The sequence below is a fragment of the Microbacterium longlingense genome (assembly GCF_058349825.2).
This window is the reverse complement of record NZ_JBYRJA020000005.1, coordinates 105,957-120,461: the sequence shown is the minus strand read 5'-3', so window position 1 is coordinate 120,461 and position 14,505 is coordinate 105,957. Positions and strand designations below refer to the sequence as shown.

At 70.9% G+C, this 14,505-nt stretch carries 16 protein-coding genes; 13 read left to right on the top strand and 3 right to left on the bottom strand.

Annotated elements, in window-relative coordinates; all coding sequences use genetic code 11:
* The first annotated feature begins 8 nt into the window (after positions 1–8).
* The 3 genes from AC3RXY_RS08820 to AC3RXY_RS08810 all read left to right on the top strand — a co-directional run bounded on the left by AC3RXY_RS08820 (position 9) and on the right by AC3RXY_RS08810 (position 3,184).
* The gene (locus tag AC3RXY_RS08820; RefSeq protein WP_491510537.1) at positions 9–620 is read left to right on the top strand and encodes a helix-turn-helix domain-containing protein; all 612 of its coding nucleotides are present in this window, start codon (positions 9–11) and stop codon (positions 618–620) included.
* A gap of 134 nt (positions 621–754) precedes the next feature.
* Positions 755–1,300 carry an NADPH-dependent FMN reductase gene (locus tag AC3RXY_RS08815; RefSeq protein ID WP_491510536.1) on the top strand — a complete coding sequence of 182 codons (546 nt, stop codon included), beginning with the start codon at positions 755–757 and terminating at the stop codon, positions 1,298–1,300.
* A 168-nt stretch (positions 1,301–1,468) separates the two neighbouring features.
* The gene (locus tag AC3RXY_RS08810; protein WP_491510535.1) at positions 1,469–3,184 is read left to right on the top strand and encodes an acyl-CoA dehydrogenase family protein; all 1,716 of its coding nucleotides are present in this window, start codon (positions 1,469–1,471) and stop codon (positions 3,182–3,184) included.
* Positions 3,185–3,210: 26 nt separating this feature from the next.
* Here the strand turns inward: AC3RXY_RS08810 and AC3RXY_RS08805 are convergent, their stop codons facing one another.
* Positions 3,211–4,161, bottom strand: a complete 951-nt coding sequence (locus tag AC3RXY_RS08805; protein WP_491510534.1) for a LysR family transcriptional regulator — start codon at positions 4,159–4,161, stop codon at positions 3,211–3,213.
* A 220-nt stretch (positions 4,162–4,381) separates the two neighbouring features.
* Between AC3RXY_RS08805 and AC3RXY_RS08800 the strand changes: the two genes are divergently transcribed.
* From AC3RXY_RS08800 to AC3RXY_RS08780, 5 genes are all read left to right on the top strand, one after another.
* Positions 4,382–6,118 carry an L-aspartate oxidase gene (locus AC3RXY_RS08800; protein WP_491510533.1) on the top strand — a complete coding sequence of 579 codons (1,737 nt, stop codon included), beginning with the start codon at positions 4,382–4,384 and terminating at the stop codon, positions 6,116–6,118.
* A 172-nt stretch (positions 6,119–6,290) separates the two neighbouring features.
* Positions 6,291–7,256, top strand: a complete 966-nt coding sequence (locus AC3RXY_RS08795) for a DMT family transporter (protein WP_491510532.1) — start codon at positions 6,291–6,293, stop codon at positions 7,254–7,256.
* Between the two features lie 81 nt (positions 7,257–7,337).
* Positions 7,338–7,601 (top strand): hypothetical protein, encoded by a 264-nt coding sequence (locus AC3RXY_RS08790; RefSeq protein WP_491510531.1) that lies wholly within the window; start codon positions 7,338–7,340, stop codon positions 7,599–7,601.
* Positions 7,601–8,065, top strand: coding sequence for a hypothetical protein (locus tag AC3RXY_RS08785; RefSeq protein ID WP_491510530.1), 465 nt, complete (start codon positions 7,601–7,603; stop codon positions 8,063–8,065). Before AC3RXY_RS08790 ends, AC3RXY_RS08785 begins: the two co-directional genes overlap by 1 nt.
* A gap of 10 nt (positions 8,066–8,075) precedes the next feature.
* The gene (locus AC3RXY_RS08780; RefSeq protein ID WP_491510529.1) at positions 8,076–9,095 is read left to right on the top strand and encodes a hypothetical protein; all 1,020 of its coding nucleotides are present in this window, start codon (positions 8,076–8,078) and stop codon (positions 9,093–9,095) included.
* 13 nt (positions 9,096–9,108) lie between these two features.
* On the opposite strand, the gene AC3RXY_RS08775 is transcribed toward AC3RXY_RS08780, so the two are convergent.
* Positions 9,109–9,879 (bottom strand): GntR family transcriptional regulator, encoded by a 771-nt coding sequence (locus AC3RXY_RS08775; RefSeq protein ID WP_491510528.1) that lies wholly within the window; start codon positions 9,877–9,879, stop codon positions 9,109–9,111.
* A 199-nt stretch (positions 9,880–10,078) separates the two neighbouring features.
* On the opposite strand from AC3RXY_RS08775, the gene AC3RXY_RS08770 reads away from it, so the two are divergent.
* From AC3RXY_RS08770 to AC3RXY_RS08750, 5 genes are all read left to right on the top strand, one after another.
* Positions 10,079–10,288, top strand: coding sequence for a heavy-metal-associated domain-containing protein (locus tag AC3RXY_RS08770; protein ID WP_491510527.1), 210 nt, complete (start codon positions 10,079–10,081; stop codon positions 10,286–10,288).
* Complete coding sequence (locus AC3RXY_RS08765; RefSeq protein WP_491510526.1) at positions 10,288–10,449, top strand: hypothetical protein; 162 nt, start codon at positions 10,288–10,290, stop codon at positions 10,447–10,449. Before AC3RXY_RS08770 ends, AC3RXY_RS08765 begins: the two co-directional genes overlap by 1 nt.
* 156 nt (positions 10,450–10,605) lie before the next feature.
* Positions 10,606–12,834: a heavy metal translocating P-type ATPase gene (locus AC3RXY_RS08760; protein ID WP_491510714.1), complete on the top strand. Its 2,229-nt coding sequence runs from the start codon at positions 10,606–10,608 to the stop codon at positions 12,832–12,834.
* A 97-nt stretch (positions 12,835–12,931) separates the two neighbouring features.
* Positions 12,932–13,573 carry an acyl-CoA synthetase gene (locus AC3RXY_RS08755; protein WP_491510525.1) on the top strand — a complete coding sequence of 214 codons (642 nt, stop codon included), beginning with the start codon at positions 12,932–12,934 and terminating at the stop codon, positions 13,571–13,573.
* Complete coding sequence (locus AC3RXY_RS08750) at positions 13,570–13,926, top strand: hypothetical protein (RefSeq protein ID WP_491510524.1); 357 nt, start codon at positions 13,570–13,572, stop codon at positions 13,924–13,926. Before AC3RXY_RS08755 ends, AC3RXY_RS08750 begins: the two co-directional genes overlap by 4 nt.
* On the opposite strand, the gene AC3RXY_RS08745 is transcribed toward AC3RXY_RS08750, so the two are convergent.
* A complete protein-coding gene (locus AC3RXY_RS08745) occupies positions 13,884–14,408 on the bottom strand; it encodes an Lrp/AsnC family transcriptional regulator (RefSeq protein WP_491510523.1) in 525 nt (174 codons plus the stop codon). The two genes, AC3RXY_RS08750 and AC3RXY_RS08745, sit on opposite strands and share 43 nt — an antisense overlap.
* Between the last annotated feature and the right edge of the window lie 97 nt (positions 14,409–14,505).

The following is a 14,505-nucleotide window of genomic DNA, read 5'->3' as shown; positions in this document are numbered from 1 at the left end:
GACAGAGAATGGTGGCAGCGAAGATCGGACGCGAAGACGAGGCGCCGTCGACGGACGGACCGGCGGAGAGCGACGAGCTGTCGTTGGGCGAGCAGGTGCGGGCCTTCCGCGAGCTGCGGGGAATGACCGTGCGCCAGCTCGCGGCGGCCCTCGAGCTGAGCCCGGGTTTCATCAGCCAGCTCGAGAACGGGCGGACGGGCGCGAGCCTGGCGACGCTGAAGAGGCTCGCGCACACCCTCGGGGTCACGCTGGCGGAGCTCGTCGAGTTCAGCCATCTCGCCCATCGTGGCGTCGTGCGCAAGCCCGACCGCACCGCGGTGGGGTCGGAGGGCGGCGTGACCAAGTACGTCATCACCAAGCCGCCCCTGCGGCATATCGAGGCGTATGTGGTGGAGTTCGAGCCGGGTTCCTCGACCGGAGACGTGTATTCGGCCGGCAACAGCCAGGAACTCGTGCTGGTGCTCAAGGGCCGGCTCACTGTGATCCTCGGCGAGGAGGCCTTCGAGCTGGGCGAGGGCGACAGCATCGAGTTCTCGAGCAAGACCCCGCATGCGATTCGCAACGCGCACGACGGCGACTCCGAGGCCATGTGGTCGGTCTCACCGCCGCTGAACTGGTGAGCGCTGTTGCGCCGCGTGCCGCGGAGGGTTGCGCCGCGCCGGAGCAACCGATAGCTTCGGGCCGATCGGCCGGGCGCGGGGGGGTCTCGCCGTCCGGTACGACCGTGAACCGGAGAGCCGACCAGAGGAGCCCCATGTCCGAGAACATCTCCGTCGTCGCGTTCAACTGCTCGCCGTTTGCCGGCGGCAAGACCGGAGCGGCGATCCAGGCGGTGCTCGACGGTGCCGGCGCGGCGGGAGCCTCGGTGCGCCTGATCGAGGTGAGCGCAGAGCCCGACCTCGCCGCCGCCGTCGCGGCGATCTCCGCCGCCGACGCCGTCGTGTTCGGCTCGCCGATGTATCGCGCCACCTACACCGTGGCCTTCAAGGCCCTCACCGAGGCCGTGCCGCGTGACAAGGACGGCGTCTCGCCCCTGCAGGGCACGGCGACGCTGGTGGTCGGGACGGGGGGCAGCGAGCATCACATGCTCGGGCTGCGCGGGATGCGTGACATCCTCGTCGACTTCTTCGCCGCCCACGTCGTCTCACCCGGGCTGTATGTCTCGCCGGCGGGGTTCGACGGCGATGCGCTCACGCCGGCCGTGCGTGATCGGGCCGAGAACCTGGGGGCGGCGCTCGTCGAGCTCGCCACGGCGATCGCCGGCTCGACCGCGCTCGCGAAGGTCATGCCGAACGCCTGAGGCAGCCCCGAGAGCCGGCGGCAGGATGCGCCAGCGACGAGTGCCGCTCGCCCGGGTGCGCGGCATGTCCACACGATGAGTCCGAGTCTCGAATTACCTGGAACCCAGTGCCACAATCGGTTAGACTCCCCGGAGCGCCTGCGGAGGTGCGGAAGCGGAGAGCACACCATGAGCGGAACGGCAAGGGAGCCGGGCGGCTACCTCCCCCGAGTCGATGAGTACGCGTTCCTGCTGGGACGCGCCTTCGGGACCGACCTCGTCGCGCAGGCGACCGAGGGTGCCATGACGGCAGACGATGCGGCCGACGTGCTCGGCGCCGCGGGCGAGATGGCCGCCGAGGTGTTCGCGCCCCTCGACCGCGTCGGCGACGTGGAGGGGATCCGCCTCGAGAACGGCCAGGCGATCACTCCGTCCGGATTCCGCGAGGCCTATCGCGCCTACACCGAAGCCGGCTGGCTGTCGGCGATCTCGCCGGAGTCCGCGGGCGGCGACGGGCTGCCGCACGTCGTCCAGGCCGGGCTGGCCGAGTTCTGGAGCGGGGCGAACACCGCGTTCTCGCTGGTCACCGCGCTGAGCCAGGGCGCCATGCACGCGCTCGACGCCGCTGCATCGCAGGAGCTGCGCGACATCTACCTCCCGCCGATGGTCGAGGGCCGCTGGACGGGCACGATGAACCTGACCGAGCCGCAGGCGGGCAGCGACCTCGGCGCGATCCGCACGATCGCGCGCGACAACGGCGACGGCACGTGGGCCATCCGGGGCCAGAAGATCTTCATCACCTGGGGTGACCACGACGTCGCGGAGAACATCGTCCACCTCGTTCTCGCCCGCACCGAGGGTGCCCCCGAGGGCAGCCGCGGGCTGTCGCTCTTCGTCGCGCCGAAGTTCCTCATCACGGAGGACGGCTCGCTCGGCGAGCGCAACGCGGTCGAGACCATCGCGATCGAGCACAAGCTCGGCATCCACGCCAGCCCCACCTGCGTGCTCGGGTTCGACGATGCCACCGGCTATCTCGTCGGTGAGCTGAACCAGGGTCTGGCCGGGATGTTCGTGATGATGAACTCCGCCCGCATCGGCATCGGATACCAGGGTCTGGGCATCTCGGAGCGCGCCTACCAGCGCGCGGCCGAATACGCCGCCGGCCGGGTGCAGGGCCGGGTGCTGGGCCGCGACGGCGAGGCGACGATCGCCGAGCACCCCGACGTGCGGCGCCTGCTGCTCGGCATGTCGAGCGCGATCGCCGCGATGCGGGCGTTCGCGGTGCAGGTGGGTGTCTTCCAGGACTCCGGCGAGCAGCGTCTGCTCGAGTTCAGCGTGCCGATCCTGAAGGGGTGGTTCTCCGAGGAGGGCGTGCGCATCGCCTCCGACGGTGTCCAGGTGCACGGTGGCGCTGGCTTCATCGAGGAGACCGGCGCAGCCCAGCACTACCGCGATGCCCGGATCGTGCCGATCTACGAGGGCACCACGGCGATCCAGGCCAACGACCTCATCGGCCGCAAGGTGCTCCGCGACGGCGGTGAGACCGCACGCGAGGTGCTCGGCCGGGTGCGGGACGCCGCGGCCGCTCTCAGCGCGCTCGACGACGCGGTCGCACAGCGCCTGGCCGAACGGCTCGGCCGGGCCCTCGACGCCGCAGAGCGGGCGACCGCCGCGGTGCTCGCCTTCGACGACCCGCGCGACGCCTACGCCGTCGGGGTGCCGTACCTGCTGCTGCTCGGCCGGGTGATCGGCGGGTGGATGCACGCCGTGATCGTCGCTGCGGCGCTGGCCGAGCCGGACGCCGAGACCGAGCGGCGCCTGCGCGAGGCCGACTTCTACGGCGCCCACCTGCTGTCTCAGGTGCACGCGCTGGCCGAGTCCGTGGAGGCCGGCGAGATCGCCTGACGCCTGCCGCCGGAGGTCGCGCCCGCTCAGTGACCGGGCGCGACCTCCGGCGCGAGGCGCATCGTCTCCGGCGACCGGTCGGCCAGAGCGGCCGCGGTCCGCACGATGACCCGCCGCATGGCCGCCGCCGCCCGCGTGAGGTTCAGGTCGGAACGGTGCGCGATGCTGATCGTGCGCACGAGGGGATGGTCTGTCAGGCGGACGGAGCGCAGCGACGGCCGGTCCAGCAGCACGAGAGCCGGTACGAGCGAGACGCCGAGACCGAGCTCGACGAACCGCAGCACCGCGTCCATCTCGGCGCCCTCGATCACCGTCGCGGGATGCAGGGAGGCCGAGCGGAACGCCGCGTCCGCGGCCGCGCGCAGGTCGTAGCCCTCGTGGAACGCCACGAACGGCAGCCGCGCGAGGGCATCGAGGTCGAGCGTCGCTGCGTCGGTCAGGGGCGGGTCAGCGGCCGAGGAGACCACCACCAGCTCCTCGGTGAGCAGCGGGGTGCGCACCAGGGCGGAACCCGAGCTCGGCACACCCTCCGAGATGGTGATGAGCGCCATGTCGAGGTCCCCCGCCGCCAGGTGGTCGATCAGCAGGTGGGAGCCGCCCTCGATCAGCTGCAGGCGAATGCCGGGGTGGTCGGCGTGGAACCCTGTCATCGCCTCGGCGACCAGGCTTGCGCACAGGGTCGGCGTCGCGCCCAGCCGCACGCGGCCGCGCTGGAGCCCGGCGAGCGCCGCCATCTCGGCGTGGATCGCGTCGGCGTCCGCGAGGATCCGCCGCGCGCGGGGGAGGAGGGCCTCGCCCGCGTTGGTGAGGGTGATGTTGCCGCGCACGCGGTGGAAGAGCTCGGATCCGAGCTCCTGCTCGAGCAGGGCGATCTGCCGGCTGAGCGAGGGCTGCGCGATGTGCAGCTGCTCGGCGGCGCGCGTGAAGTGGGCCTCGCGCGCGACGGTCACGAACCCGCGCAGCTGCTCAAGGTTCATGCTCCGGCCCCGTTCTCTGCTCGGCAGCGCGCGTTCGGCTCGCACATGCGCCCCTGCCTCGCAGACCCGGCCCGGATCACTCCGCGCGAACCGCACACGTGCGAGCGGAGCGCACGCGCGAGGCCTCGAGGAAGGCCGCATTTGATCATGCGCTCAGGCTATCGTCAAGATCGCTATAATTCATTGGAATTATTTCCGGCCCGTTCCTACGGTGGACCTCATGAGTGCTGCAAGCCGTGAACGCCAGATCTCCACCACCGTCCTCGTCATCGGAACCGGGGGCTCCGGGCTCCGCGCCGCCATCGAGATCGCCGAGCACGGCGTCGACGTGCTCGCGGTCGGCAAGCGTCCCCGCGACGACGCCCACACCTCCCTCGCCGCCGGAGGCATCAACGCCGCCCTCGGCACGATGGACGCAGAAGACAGCTGGCAGCAGCACGCTGCCGACACCATCAAGGAGAGCTACCTGCTCGCCAACCCGCACACCGTCGAGGTCGTCACCCAGGGCGCGGAGCGCGGCATCGGAGACCTCGAGCGCTGGGGCATGAACTTCGCCCGCGAGGACGACGGCCGCATCTCGCAGCGCTTCTTCGGGGCGCACACCTTCCGCCGCACGGCGTTCGCCGGCGACTACACCGGCCTCGAGATCCAGCGCACCCTCGTGCGCCGCGCCGAGGAGCTGAACGTGCCGATCCTCGACGGCATCTACATCACGCGCATCCTCGTGCGCGACAACGTGGTCTTCGGCGCCTACGGCTTCGACCAGGCCGACGGCACCCGTTACCTGATCCACGCGGACGCGGTGATCCTCGCCGCCGGCGGCCACAACCGCATCTGGCGACGCACCTCGTCGCGTCGCGACGAGAACACCGGCGACTCCTTCCGCCTCGCCGTCGAGGCGGGCGCACGGCTGCGCGACCCCGAGCTCGTGCAGTTCCACCCGTCCGGCATCCTCGAGCCGGAGAGCGCCGCGGGAACCCTGGTCTCGGAGGCTGCGCGCGGCGAGGGCGGGATCCTGCGCAACGCCCGCGGGGAGCGTTTCATGGAGAAGTACGACCCGGAGCGGATGGAGCTGTCGACCCGCGACCGCGTCGCGCTCGCCGCGTACACGGAGATCAAGGAGGGGCGCGGCACCGAGAACGGCGGAGTGTGGCTGGATGTCTCGCACCTCCCGCGCGAGACGATCATGACCCGTCTGCCGCGCGTGTACCAGACCATGATGGAGCTGCAGATGCTGGACATCACCACGGATCCGATCGAGATCGCGCCCACCGCGCACTACTCGATGGGCGGCGTCTGGGTGCGGCCGGAGGATCACAGCACCGACGTCGAGGGGCTGTACGCGATCGGCGAGGCATCGAGCGGCCTGCACGGCGCCAACCGCCTCGGCGGCAACTCCCTGATCGAGCTGCTCGTCTACGGCCGTCTGGTCGGGCAGGCCGCGATGGCGCACGCGGCCGGGCTCGAGGCCCAGCAGCGTTCGGCGGAGGCCGTCGCAGAGGCCCGTGCCGAGATCGATGACCTGCTCGCTTCCGAGGGGCACGAGAACGTGCGTGCTCTCCAGCGCAGCATCCGCAACACCATGACCGAGCACGCCGGTGTCGTGCGCTCGGAGGAGGGGCTCACCCAGGGGCTCGCCGAGCTCGACGCGATCGATGCGCGCATCGCCGACATCGGCATCCACCCCGACATCGCCGGATACCAGGATCTCGCGCACGCGTTCGACCTCAAGGCGTCTGCGCTGGCCGCCCGTGCCACGCTCGAGGCGGCCCGGGAGCGTCGTGAGACCCGCGGGTGCCACAACCGCAGCGACTACCCGGAGACCGACCCGTCGCTCCAGGTGAACCTCGTGTGGTCGCCCGCGACGGGCGTCACGCGGGAGGAGATCCCGGAGATCCCCGCGGAGATCGCCGCGCTCATGCGCGACGTCGACACCGCAGGCAAGCTCGTCGAGTAGCCCGTCTGCGGGGCGTCCGGCGCGTATGGTCTCGCCGGACGCCCGGCCCCAACTCAGGAAAAGTCGCGCGGCTGCGCCGGCCCGACCGCGTGTTTCCGGGGGTTCGGCGGCAGTGGCCGCAGATTCTTCCTGAGTTAGGGGGGAGCCGCCCACGCACCTCTAGGCTGGGCGGGTGCTGCAGAGAACCCGCCCTGGCGCGCTCGGTCGTCTCCGCTGGTCGGGGTTCAGCCGCCAGGAGCTCGCGCTCATCCTCGTGACCTTCGTATGGGGCGGCACGTTCCTCATCGTCCGCATCGCGATGGAGCACAGCGGTCCGATGTTCTTCGTCGGCCTGCGCTTCGTGACGGCCGGGCTGCTCAGCGCGATGATCTTCCACCGCGCGCTGCGGGGCATCCGGTGGCCGGAGCTCGCTGCGGGCGCGGCGATCGGCACGGCCATCTTCCTCGGCTACGGCATGCAGACGGCCGGGCTGCAGACCATCGACTCCTCGACGTCGGCCTTCCTGACGGCCCTGTATGTGCCGTTGGTGCCCCTGGCGCAGTGGCTGGTGTTCCGCAAGGCGCCGAAGCTGTGGGCCTGGATCGGCATCGCCCTGGCGTTCGCCGGTCTTCTTCTGCTCGCCGGGCCGACGCCGGCCGGGTTCTCCTTCGGCCGGGGTGAGATCATCACGCTGGTGAGCACGGTGCCGATCGCCGCCGAAGTGGTGCTGATCGGTCTGTTCGCCCGGCGGTTCGACGTCGGCCGCCTCACGGTGGTGCAGCTGCTGACGGCCGGCATCCTGGGGTTCGCCGCGATGCCGGTGGTGGGGGAGCAGGTGCCGGCGTTCTCGTGGGTCTGGGTGGTGACCGCGGTGGGTATGGGTATGGCCAGCTGCCTGATCCAGCTCACCATGACGTGGGCGCAGCAGACGGTCTCGCCGGCGAAGGCGACGATCATCTACGCGGGCGAGCCGGTCTGGGCCGGCGTCATCGGTCGGATCGCCGGAGAGCGGCTGCCGGCCCTGGCGTTCGCGGGAGTCGCGCTGGTGATCGCCGGAACCCTCGTGAGCGAGCTGCGCTCCGGAGCGAAGCCTCCGGATGCGGCGGATGCCGGTGAGGAGAACGCGACGGCGGCGGACCCGGGGCGCTCCGGCGGGTGAGGGTGATGTCCGTTGACTCATCGGCCACGGGGAGGGTACTTTGACCCTGGGGTGCCCGTGAGCACCCATGGGGGGAAGAACATGAGCAAGTTTTCGGGCCCGGGATCGTTCTCGGCAGCCGTCGCGTCCGTCGAGGTCGCCGGCACCCTGGTCTCGGCTCCGGCCGCGTCTGCGGTCTCGTCGTGTCAGGTCACGGTCGTGAAGAACGTCAAGACCACCACGTGCGTATCGGGGGTCCGGCTCCCCAGCAACGTCTTCGCCAAGAACCGGCCACCGGTGATCACCCGGAAGGTCGAGAACGGGCGCGGCCCGATCCGGGCGCAGTGGAACATCAAGCTCGTCTGATGGGTGCGCGTCGTTGGAGCCCCGTCCTGTTCGTCGCGCTGTGCTTGCCGCTGGCCTCGTGTGCCGACGCGCCGGCGCCGGCGCCCGTGCCATCGAGCACGGGCGCTCCGGTCCAGCTGTCGGAGCGGATGACCGATGACAGCATCGCTCAGACGGATCGCTGGGTGCTGCTGGTGGGAGATACCGCACTGTATCGGGCGGGCGGCGAGAGCGGAGGACGCTTTGAGATCCCGCTCGACGATCTCCCCGAGCACTACGTGACCTACGCGATCTGCGCGCCGGGGGCGTCTCTCGAGCTGGAGATCCGCGGGGCGGGCGATGCGGAGGCCTGGCAGGTGGAATGCGACCGGGTGCCGAGCACGCAGCGCGTCTATACCGACGCCGCGTCGGCGACCACCGGTATGACCCTCGTGATCGAGGGGGATGCCGCGTGGGGCTTCGTTCTTGCCGCCTCGGATCGGTAGGGCCGGCATCATGACGGGTGCGCGGCGGGCGGGTGGGTCTGTGGTGGCCCTGGTCGCTCTGGCCGCCGTCGGGTGCGCGGCGTCCCCCGAGCTGGAGGACTACCCGCTCGGGCCGTACGTGGATGCGGCGAGCGGATACCTGTTCGCTCCGCCGCTGGAGGTCAATGCCGACGGAGAGTCCTCTGACGAGATCGTCGCAGCGTGCATGCGCTCGGAGGGTTTCGTCTCCGTTCCGGACGACCTCGTCGCCGGGGAGGGGGGTGACGGCGGGGCTCCGGTGAGCCCGTTCGCGCTCGAGGATCCGGAGACCGATGGCTACGGCATCGTCGAGCCGTACTCGACCTTCGATGCGACCCAGGAGGAGCAGGCGCCGCTCTCCGAGCAGGGCCGGTACCTGGCTCAGCTCGGCGAAGAGGAGCTGGCCGCGTACGAGCGGGCGCTGTACGGCGATGTCCTCGTCGTCGCAGAGGACGGCGGTGGCGGCGCGTCCGGCGACGCGGGGGATGCGGGCGGCGGTGACGGAGAGGGGTGCCTGGACAGGGCGCATCGCGAGCTCCTGCCGGAAGCGACGGAGGTCGTGGTGCGCAATCCCTACCGGATCCTGATGGAGGAGACCCTGGCGGTGCCGCTGCAGGTCTTCGCCGACCAGCGGTGGGCAGCGGTCCTCGCCGACTGGTCGGCCTGCATGGCGGATCAGGGCTACGGCTTCGCCTCGTGGGAGGCTGCGGAGCAGGACATGCGTGATCGGTACGTCGACCTGGTCTCGGTCGAGGTGTATCCCCTCGACCCGGGCCGTGGGGACACCGTCTTCCTCCAGCCCGGGGAGGACGCACTCCCGGATGAGGCCGAGCTGTCGGCGCTGCGCGAGGAGGAGATCGACCTCGCGGTGGCCGATCGTGACTGCCGCCGCGAGACCGGGGTCGAGGCGCGCTACGCCGATCTCCACCAGCGGGTGGCGGAGGAGTTCTTGACGAGGAATCAGGTCGAGCTCGACCTGATGATGGCGTGGCTGACGGAGCAGGGGCGCTGAGACGGCGCGGCCCTCAGTCCAGCAGGCGGCTCTCGAAGCGTTCCGGCTCCGGCTCGCCGGCCAGCGCAGAGGCCTGACGCATGGCGTACAGCGCGGCGGTCTCGATGTGGTGACGCATCGTGGCCGCCGCGGCGTCGCCGTCGTGTGCGGCGATCGCGGCGACCACCGCGCGACGGTTGCGGTTGAAGCGGTCGGCCTCTTCCGGCGTCACTGCCTCGATGCCGTAGACGCCCCAGGAGGGCGTTGCTGCGTCGCGCACGCCGTCGGCGATCTCCACGGCGCGCGCGTTGCCGCCGGCGGCGAGGATGTCGCGGTGGAAGATCCGCTCCGCCTCGATGGCCTCGGCGGCGTCGCCGGCGAGGAAGAGGTCTTCGATGAGGGCGACGTGCGCGGTGAGGCGATCGACGAGCTCGGCATCGCCGAGGCGCGCTGCCGCCCGCGCCGCGGGGACCTCGAACATGAGGCGTACCTCGTTGTTCGCCCGGACCTCCTCGACGTCGAGCGTGCGCACGCTGAATCCGCGGTTGCGCTCGATGTCGATCACGCCGTGGGCTGCCAGGCGCAGCACGGCCTCGCGGGCCGGGGTGCGGGAGACCTCGAGCTCGTCGGCGAGGCGATAGATCGAGTACATCTCACCGGGTGCCAGCCGGCCGGTGCGCACGGCGTCGCGCAGCCAGCGGTAGACGCGGTCTGCGGCGGTGCCATCCGTCGCGGTGGGAGCTTTGCCCGCTTCGACGGATGGCGTCGATGGGGCGGGCAGAGCTGAGGGTTCCCGTCGGGTCACCGTAGGTTCCTTCCCCCGGACGCCGGGGTGGGGCATCCGTGTGGTGCGCACGACCCTAACATCCGGCTTCTGAATGACACCTGTGGCGCCGGGGCGGAGCGTCCGGCGCGTTTCCCGGAATAGCGCAGCGGTGGACGATGTTGCCGTAGAATACCCCTAGGGGGTATCCCCGACCGGGTTGAAAACGAGAGGAGCGGTCATGGCCGCCATCGAATACAAGGTCACCGGAATGTCGTGCGGGCACTGCGAGAAGTCGGTGCGCGAGGAGGTCGCCAAGATCGCCGGGGTGGAGGGCGTCGAGGTCAGCGCGCAGAGCGGCCGGCTCGTCATCACGGCGAGTGAGGCACCGTCCGACGTCGACGTCATCGCGGCCGTCGACGAGGCGGGCTACACCGCAGAACGCGTCTGATGAGTGCCGCGATCCGGCGCAGCGCGCCCCTGGGCCCGGCGGGGCGGCTGGTGCTCTACGGAGCCGGTCTCGCCGTCGTGTTTGCGGCGTCCTTCGGGATCGCCGCCGCGGTGAGCGGGGACGCCCCGCCCGCCCCCGCTCCGGCTCACGACGGGCACTGAGCAGAGCCGGGCGCGGGGCGCCGGGAACCGGGCCTCGCCGGCGGGGCGCCGGGAACCGGGCCTCGCCGGCGGGGCGCTCGTTGAGAACAGCAGATCAGCACATCCCAGGAGGACACCGTGACATCCGATACGCGGGTCGATCTCGAGATCGGCGGAATGACGTGCGCCTCGTGCGCGGCGCGGATCGAGAAGAAGCTCAACCGGCTCGACGGGGTCAGCGCCACCGTCAACTACGCCACGGAGCAGGCCAATGTCACCGTCCCCGACGGCTACGACGTCGGGCTCCTGATCTCCGAGGTCGAGAAGACCGGCTACACGGCGCACCTGCCGGCGCAGCCCGATGAGACGCAGCCGGACAGCGATCCTGAGCTGACGTCGCTGCGGCAGCGCCTGATCGGCTCGGCCGTGCTGTCTGCCCCGGTGATCGCCATGGCGATGATCCCTGCCCTGCAGTTCACCTCCTGGCAGTGGCTGTCGCTCACCCTCGCCGCCCCGGTGGTGGTGTGGGCGGCGTGGCCGTTCCACCGCGCCGCCTGGCTCAATCTGCGTCAGGGCGAGGCGACGATGGACACCCTGATCTCGCTGGGCACGATCTCCGCTTTCCTGTGGTCGCTGTACGCGCTGTTCCTGGGCACCGCAGGGACGCCGGGCATGACGCACCCGTTCACGCTCTCGATCGCCCCCGGTGACAGCTCGTCGCATATCTACCTCGAGGTCGCTGCGGGGGTGACCACCTTCATCCTCGCCGGACGGTACTTCGAGAAGCGTTCCAAGCGTCAGGCCGGTGCCGCCCTGCGTGCCCTGCTGGAGCTGGGCGCGAAGGACGTGATGGTGCTGCGCGACGGGCCGGATGGTCCCGTCGAGGAGCGGGTTGCGGTCGACGCTCTCGCGGTCGGCGACCTGTTCGTCGTGCGGCCGGGGGAGAAGATCGCCGCAGACGGCGTGGTCGTGGAGGGGGTCTCGGCGGTGGATGCGTCGATGCTCACCGGCGAGTCCGTTCCGGTCGAGGTCGGACAGGGCGATGCGGTCGCCGGTGCCGCGGTCAACACCAGCGGGCGCCTCGTCGTGCGCGCCAGCAGGGTCGGTGCCGACACGCAGCTCGCGCAGATGGCGCGGCTCGTGCAGGAGGCGCAGTCCGGCAAGGCCGACGTCCAGCGGCTGGCCGATCGCATCTCCGGGGTCTTCGTGCCGATCGTCATCGCCATCGCCGTGGCGACCCTGGGTGCCTGGCTGGGGTCGGGCGCTGCGGTGTCGGCGGCCTTCGCCGCCGCCGTCGCCGTGCTCATCATCGCCTGCCCGTGCGCGCTGGGGCTCGCCACGCCCACCGCGCTCCTGGTCGGCACAGGGCGCGGCGCGCAGCTGGGCGTGCTGATCCGCGGCCCCGAGGTGCTCGAGTCGACCCGCCGTGTCGACACGGTCGTGCTCGACAAGACCGGCACCGTCACGACGGGTCGGATGACCCTGGTCGACGTGATCCCCGCCGACGGCGTGTCCCGCTCCGAGCTGCTGCGGCTCGCCGGGGCGCTCGAGCACGCCTCAGAGCATCCGATCGCGAAGGCCGTCGCCGATGCCGCGGCGGAGGAGACCGGTTCCCTCCCTGCTGTGGCGTCCTTCATCAACGTCGAGGGGCGCGGTGTGCAGGGCGTGGTCGACGATCACGCGGTCGTGGCGGGGCGGGCAACGCTCCTCGACGACGGGGCGATGCGCCTCGACGATGTCACCGCAGCCGGGCGCGCGCTGTCCGCCGTGAAGGCGGCGGCCGAGGCGGAGGGGAAGACGGCCATCGCCGTCGGCTGGGACGGTGCTGCCCGGGGCATCCTCGTGGTGGCCGACGCCGTCAAGGACACCAGTGCAACGGCCATCGCACAGCTGAAGGACCTGGGCCTGCGCCCGGTTCTGCTCACCGGGGACAACGCCGCCGTCGCCGAGCGCATCGCCGCAGAGGTCGGCATCGCCGAGGTCATCGCCGAGGTGCTGCCGCAGGAGAAGGTCGACACCGTCCAGCGGCTGCAGGCGGACGGGCGCGTGGTGGCGATGGTGGGTGACGGCGTCAACGACGCCCCGGCGCTGGCGACCGCCGACCTGGGGCTGGCGATGGGAACCGGGACGGACGCCGCGATCGAGGCGTCCGACATCACCCTCGTGCGCGGCGACCTGCGCAGCGCGGTCGATGCGATCCGCCTGGCGCGCCGCACGCTGACGACCATTCGCGTGAACCTGTTCTGGGCGTTCGCCTACAACGTCGCGGCGATCCCGCTGGCGGCCCTGGGGCTGTTGAATCCGATGCTCGCCGGCGCGGCGATGGCGTTGTCCAGCGTGTTCGTCGTGGGCAACAGCCTGCGCCTGCGGGCGTTCCGCTCGGTGAGCGGTGCCGGCGTCCGCTGAGCGGGCCTTCTGCGCGCGGCCGTCTGGGTGTTCCTTCACCGCCGGTAGACTGTTGGAGATCCCCTCTCGACCGAGACCGTTTCGATAGAAGAAGAGCATGTCCGCGCCTGCACGCAGCCTCAACGCACGTCATGTCCAGATGGCACGCGCGGCCTTCGCCGCCCTCGCGGCGCTCATGATCACCTTCTCCGCCGATCATTCCGCGGATGTGGGCCTGGCTGTGTTCAGCGGGTTCGCCATTGCGACGGCGCTCGTCTTCGCGCTCGCCGCGTGGATCGTGCCGGGTGCGCGCGCGCTGAACGTGGTGCGCGCGGCGATCTTCTTCGCCGCCGGCCTGATCGCCGGTCTGCCGCCGCTGCGCAGCACCACCATGTTCTTCGGGCTCGTGATCGTGTGGGCGGTCGTGGTCGGCATCATCGAACTCGCCGTCGGGCTCACCGGTCGCCGCGCACAGGCGCCGGGCGCACGCGACGAGCTCACGAGCGGGGCCCTGACCCTGCTGCTGGCCGTCGCGTTGCTCCTGGTGCCGTCGAGCTTCGCCCTGAACTACTCGATCGAGGGCGGCGGCAGCTACGTGCTCACCGGCATCACGCTCGCGGTGGGGATCTTCGGCGCCTACGCGGCGCTGCTCGCGGTCTACCTCGGTATCGCTGCCTTCTCGCCCGCGCGCCCTCTTCCGGTGCGCACTCTTGCCCCCGGCGAGGCACCTGCGGCGGCCGAGAACGGAGGGTCCCTGTGAACGACGCGTCCGTCCCCGACGGCACCCCGGAGAAACCCCTGCGCCGTCAGCTGATGCGCCCGGTGCAGCTGATCGGATTCGCGCTGGTCTGCGGGGTGTTCGCGGCGGTCGTGACGCTGGTGACCACCGGCGCGTTCACCGCTGACGTCAACGCGGCGATCGCGCGCGGCACCTACGAGGGCCTGCCGCCGGTCGCGCTGGGCTTCGTGGTCGGCGGCATCGCGTTCATCGCGACGCTGCTGATGCTGGCGATGCTGATGCTCGCCGTCGACCCGGTCGAGATCACCAAGACCGTCGATCGTCCTGTGCTCTACGACGACGAAGAAGACGACAAGCCCGCCGCCGCGGGCTGACCCTGGCGCGGCGTCGCTGCGGGCACTGCTCCGTCGCGCAGAAGCTGCGACATGCGCCTGCCCAGGAGCTCGCGCAGCACGATCGACGTGGATGTGCGCCGGATGCCCCGGCAGCCCATCACCGTCTGCGTGATGCGGTAGAGATCGTCGGCGTCGCGGGCGACGATCTCGATGTGCAGGTCGTTGTCGCCGGACATCCCCAGGCATTCGACGACCTCCGGGATGCGTGCCACGTCGATGAGCAGTCCGCTGAACTCCGACTGGTCCACCTCGGCGGTCACGATCGCGCGCAGCGGGTGACCGAGCTGCCCCCCGGGGATCTTCGTGGTCTCCGGGAGCACCAGAACGTCTTCCTGCAGCCGGCGCAGCCGGGCGTGCACGGTGCCGCGCGCGAGGCGGAGCGACTCGGCCAGATAGGCCACCGAGGAGCGCGGGTCGGCATCGAGGGCGAGGAGGATGCGGCGGTCGGTGTCGTCGATCATCATGCGAGCCTCTCAGAATTGGTCGATCTGTTCAAGAGAAAGGCCATCAAGCCGGTTGAAGTGAGCATACGGATCGATGTTCATCGGGTGATTTGCC

Excerpts from the sequence above, each read along its gene's own strand:
- AC3RXY_RS08820 (WP_491510537.1), top strand. The coding sequence starts at position 9 with ATGGTGGCAGCGAAGATCGGACGCGAAGACGAGGCGCCGTCGACGGAC.
- AC3RXY_RS08815 (WP_491510536.1), top strand. The coding sequence starts at position 755 with ATGTCCGAGAACATCTCCGTCGTCGCGTTCAACTGCTCGCCGTTTGCC.
- AC3RXY_RS08810 (WP_491510535.1), top strand. The coding sequence starts at position 1,469 with ATGAGCGGAACGGCAAGGGAGCCGGGCGGCTACCTCCCCCGAGTCGAT.
- AC3RXY_RS08805 (WP_491510534.1), bottom strand. The coding sequence starts at position 4,161 with ATGAACCTTGAGCAGCTGCGCGGGTTCGTGACCGTCGCGCGCGAGGCC.
- AC3RXY_RS08800 (WP_491510533.1), top strand. The coding sequence starts at position 4,382 with ATGAGTGCTGCAAGCCGTGAACGCCAGATCTCCACCACCGTCCTCGTC.
- AC3RXY_RS08790 (WP_491510531.1), top strand. The coding sequence starts at position 7,338 with ATGAGCAAGTTTTCGGGCCCGGGATCGTTCTCGGCAGCCGTCGCGTCC.
- AC3RXY_RS08785 (WP_491510530.1), top strand. The coding sequence starts at position 7,601 with ATGGGTGCGCGTCGTTGGAGCCCCGTCCTGTTCGTCGCGCTGTGCTTG.
- AC3RXY_RS08780 (WP_491510529.1), top strand. The coding sequence starts at position 8,076 with ATGACGGGTGCGCGGCGGGCGGGTGGGTCTGTGGTGGCCCTGGTCGCT.
- AC3RXY_RS08770 (WP_491510527.1), top strand. The coding sequence starts at position 10,079 with ATGGCCGCCATCGAATACAAGGTCACCGGAATGTCGTGCGGGCACTGC.
- AC3RXY_RS08765 (WP_491510526.1), top strand. The coding sequence starts at position 10,288 with ATGAGTGCCGCGATCCGGCGCAGCGCGCCCCTGGGCCCGGCGGGGCGG.
- AC3RXY_RS08760 (WP_491510714.1), top strand. The coding sequence starts at position 10,606 with ATGACGTGCGCCTCGTGCGCGGCGCGGATCGAGAAGAAGCTCAACCGG.
- AC3RXY_RS08755 (WP_491510525.1), top strand. The coding sequence starts at position 12,932 with ATGTCCGCGCCTGCACGCAGCCTCAACGCACGTCATGTCCAGATGGCA.
- AC3RXY_RS08745 (WP_491510523.1), bottom strand. The coding sequence starts at position 14,408 with ATGATCGACGACACCGACCGCCGCATCCTCCTCGCCCTCGATGCCGAC.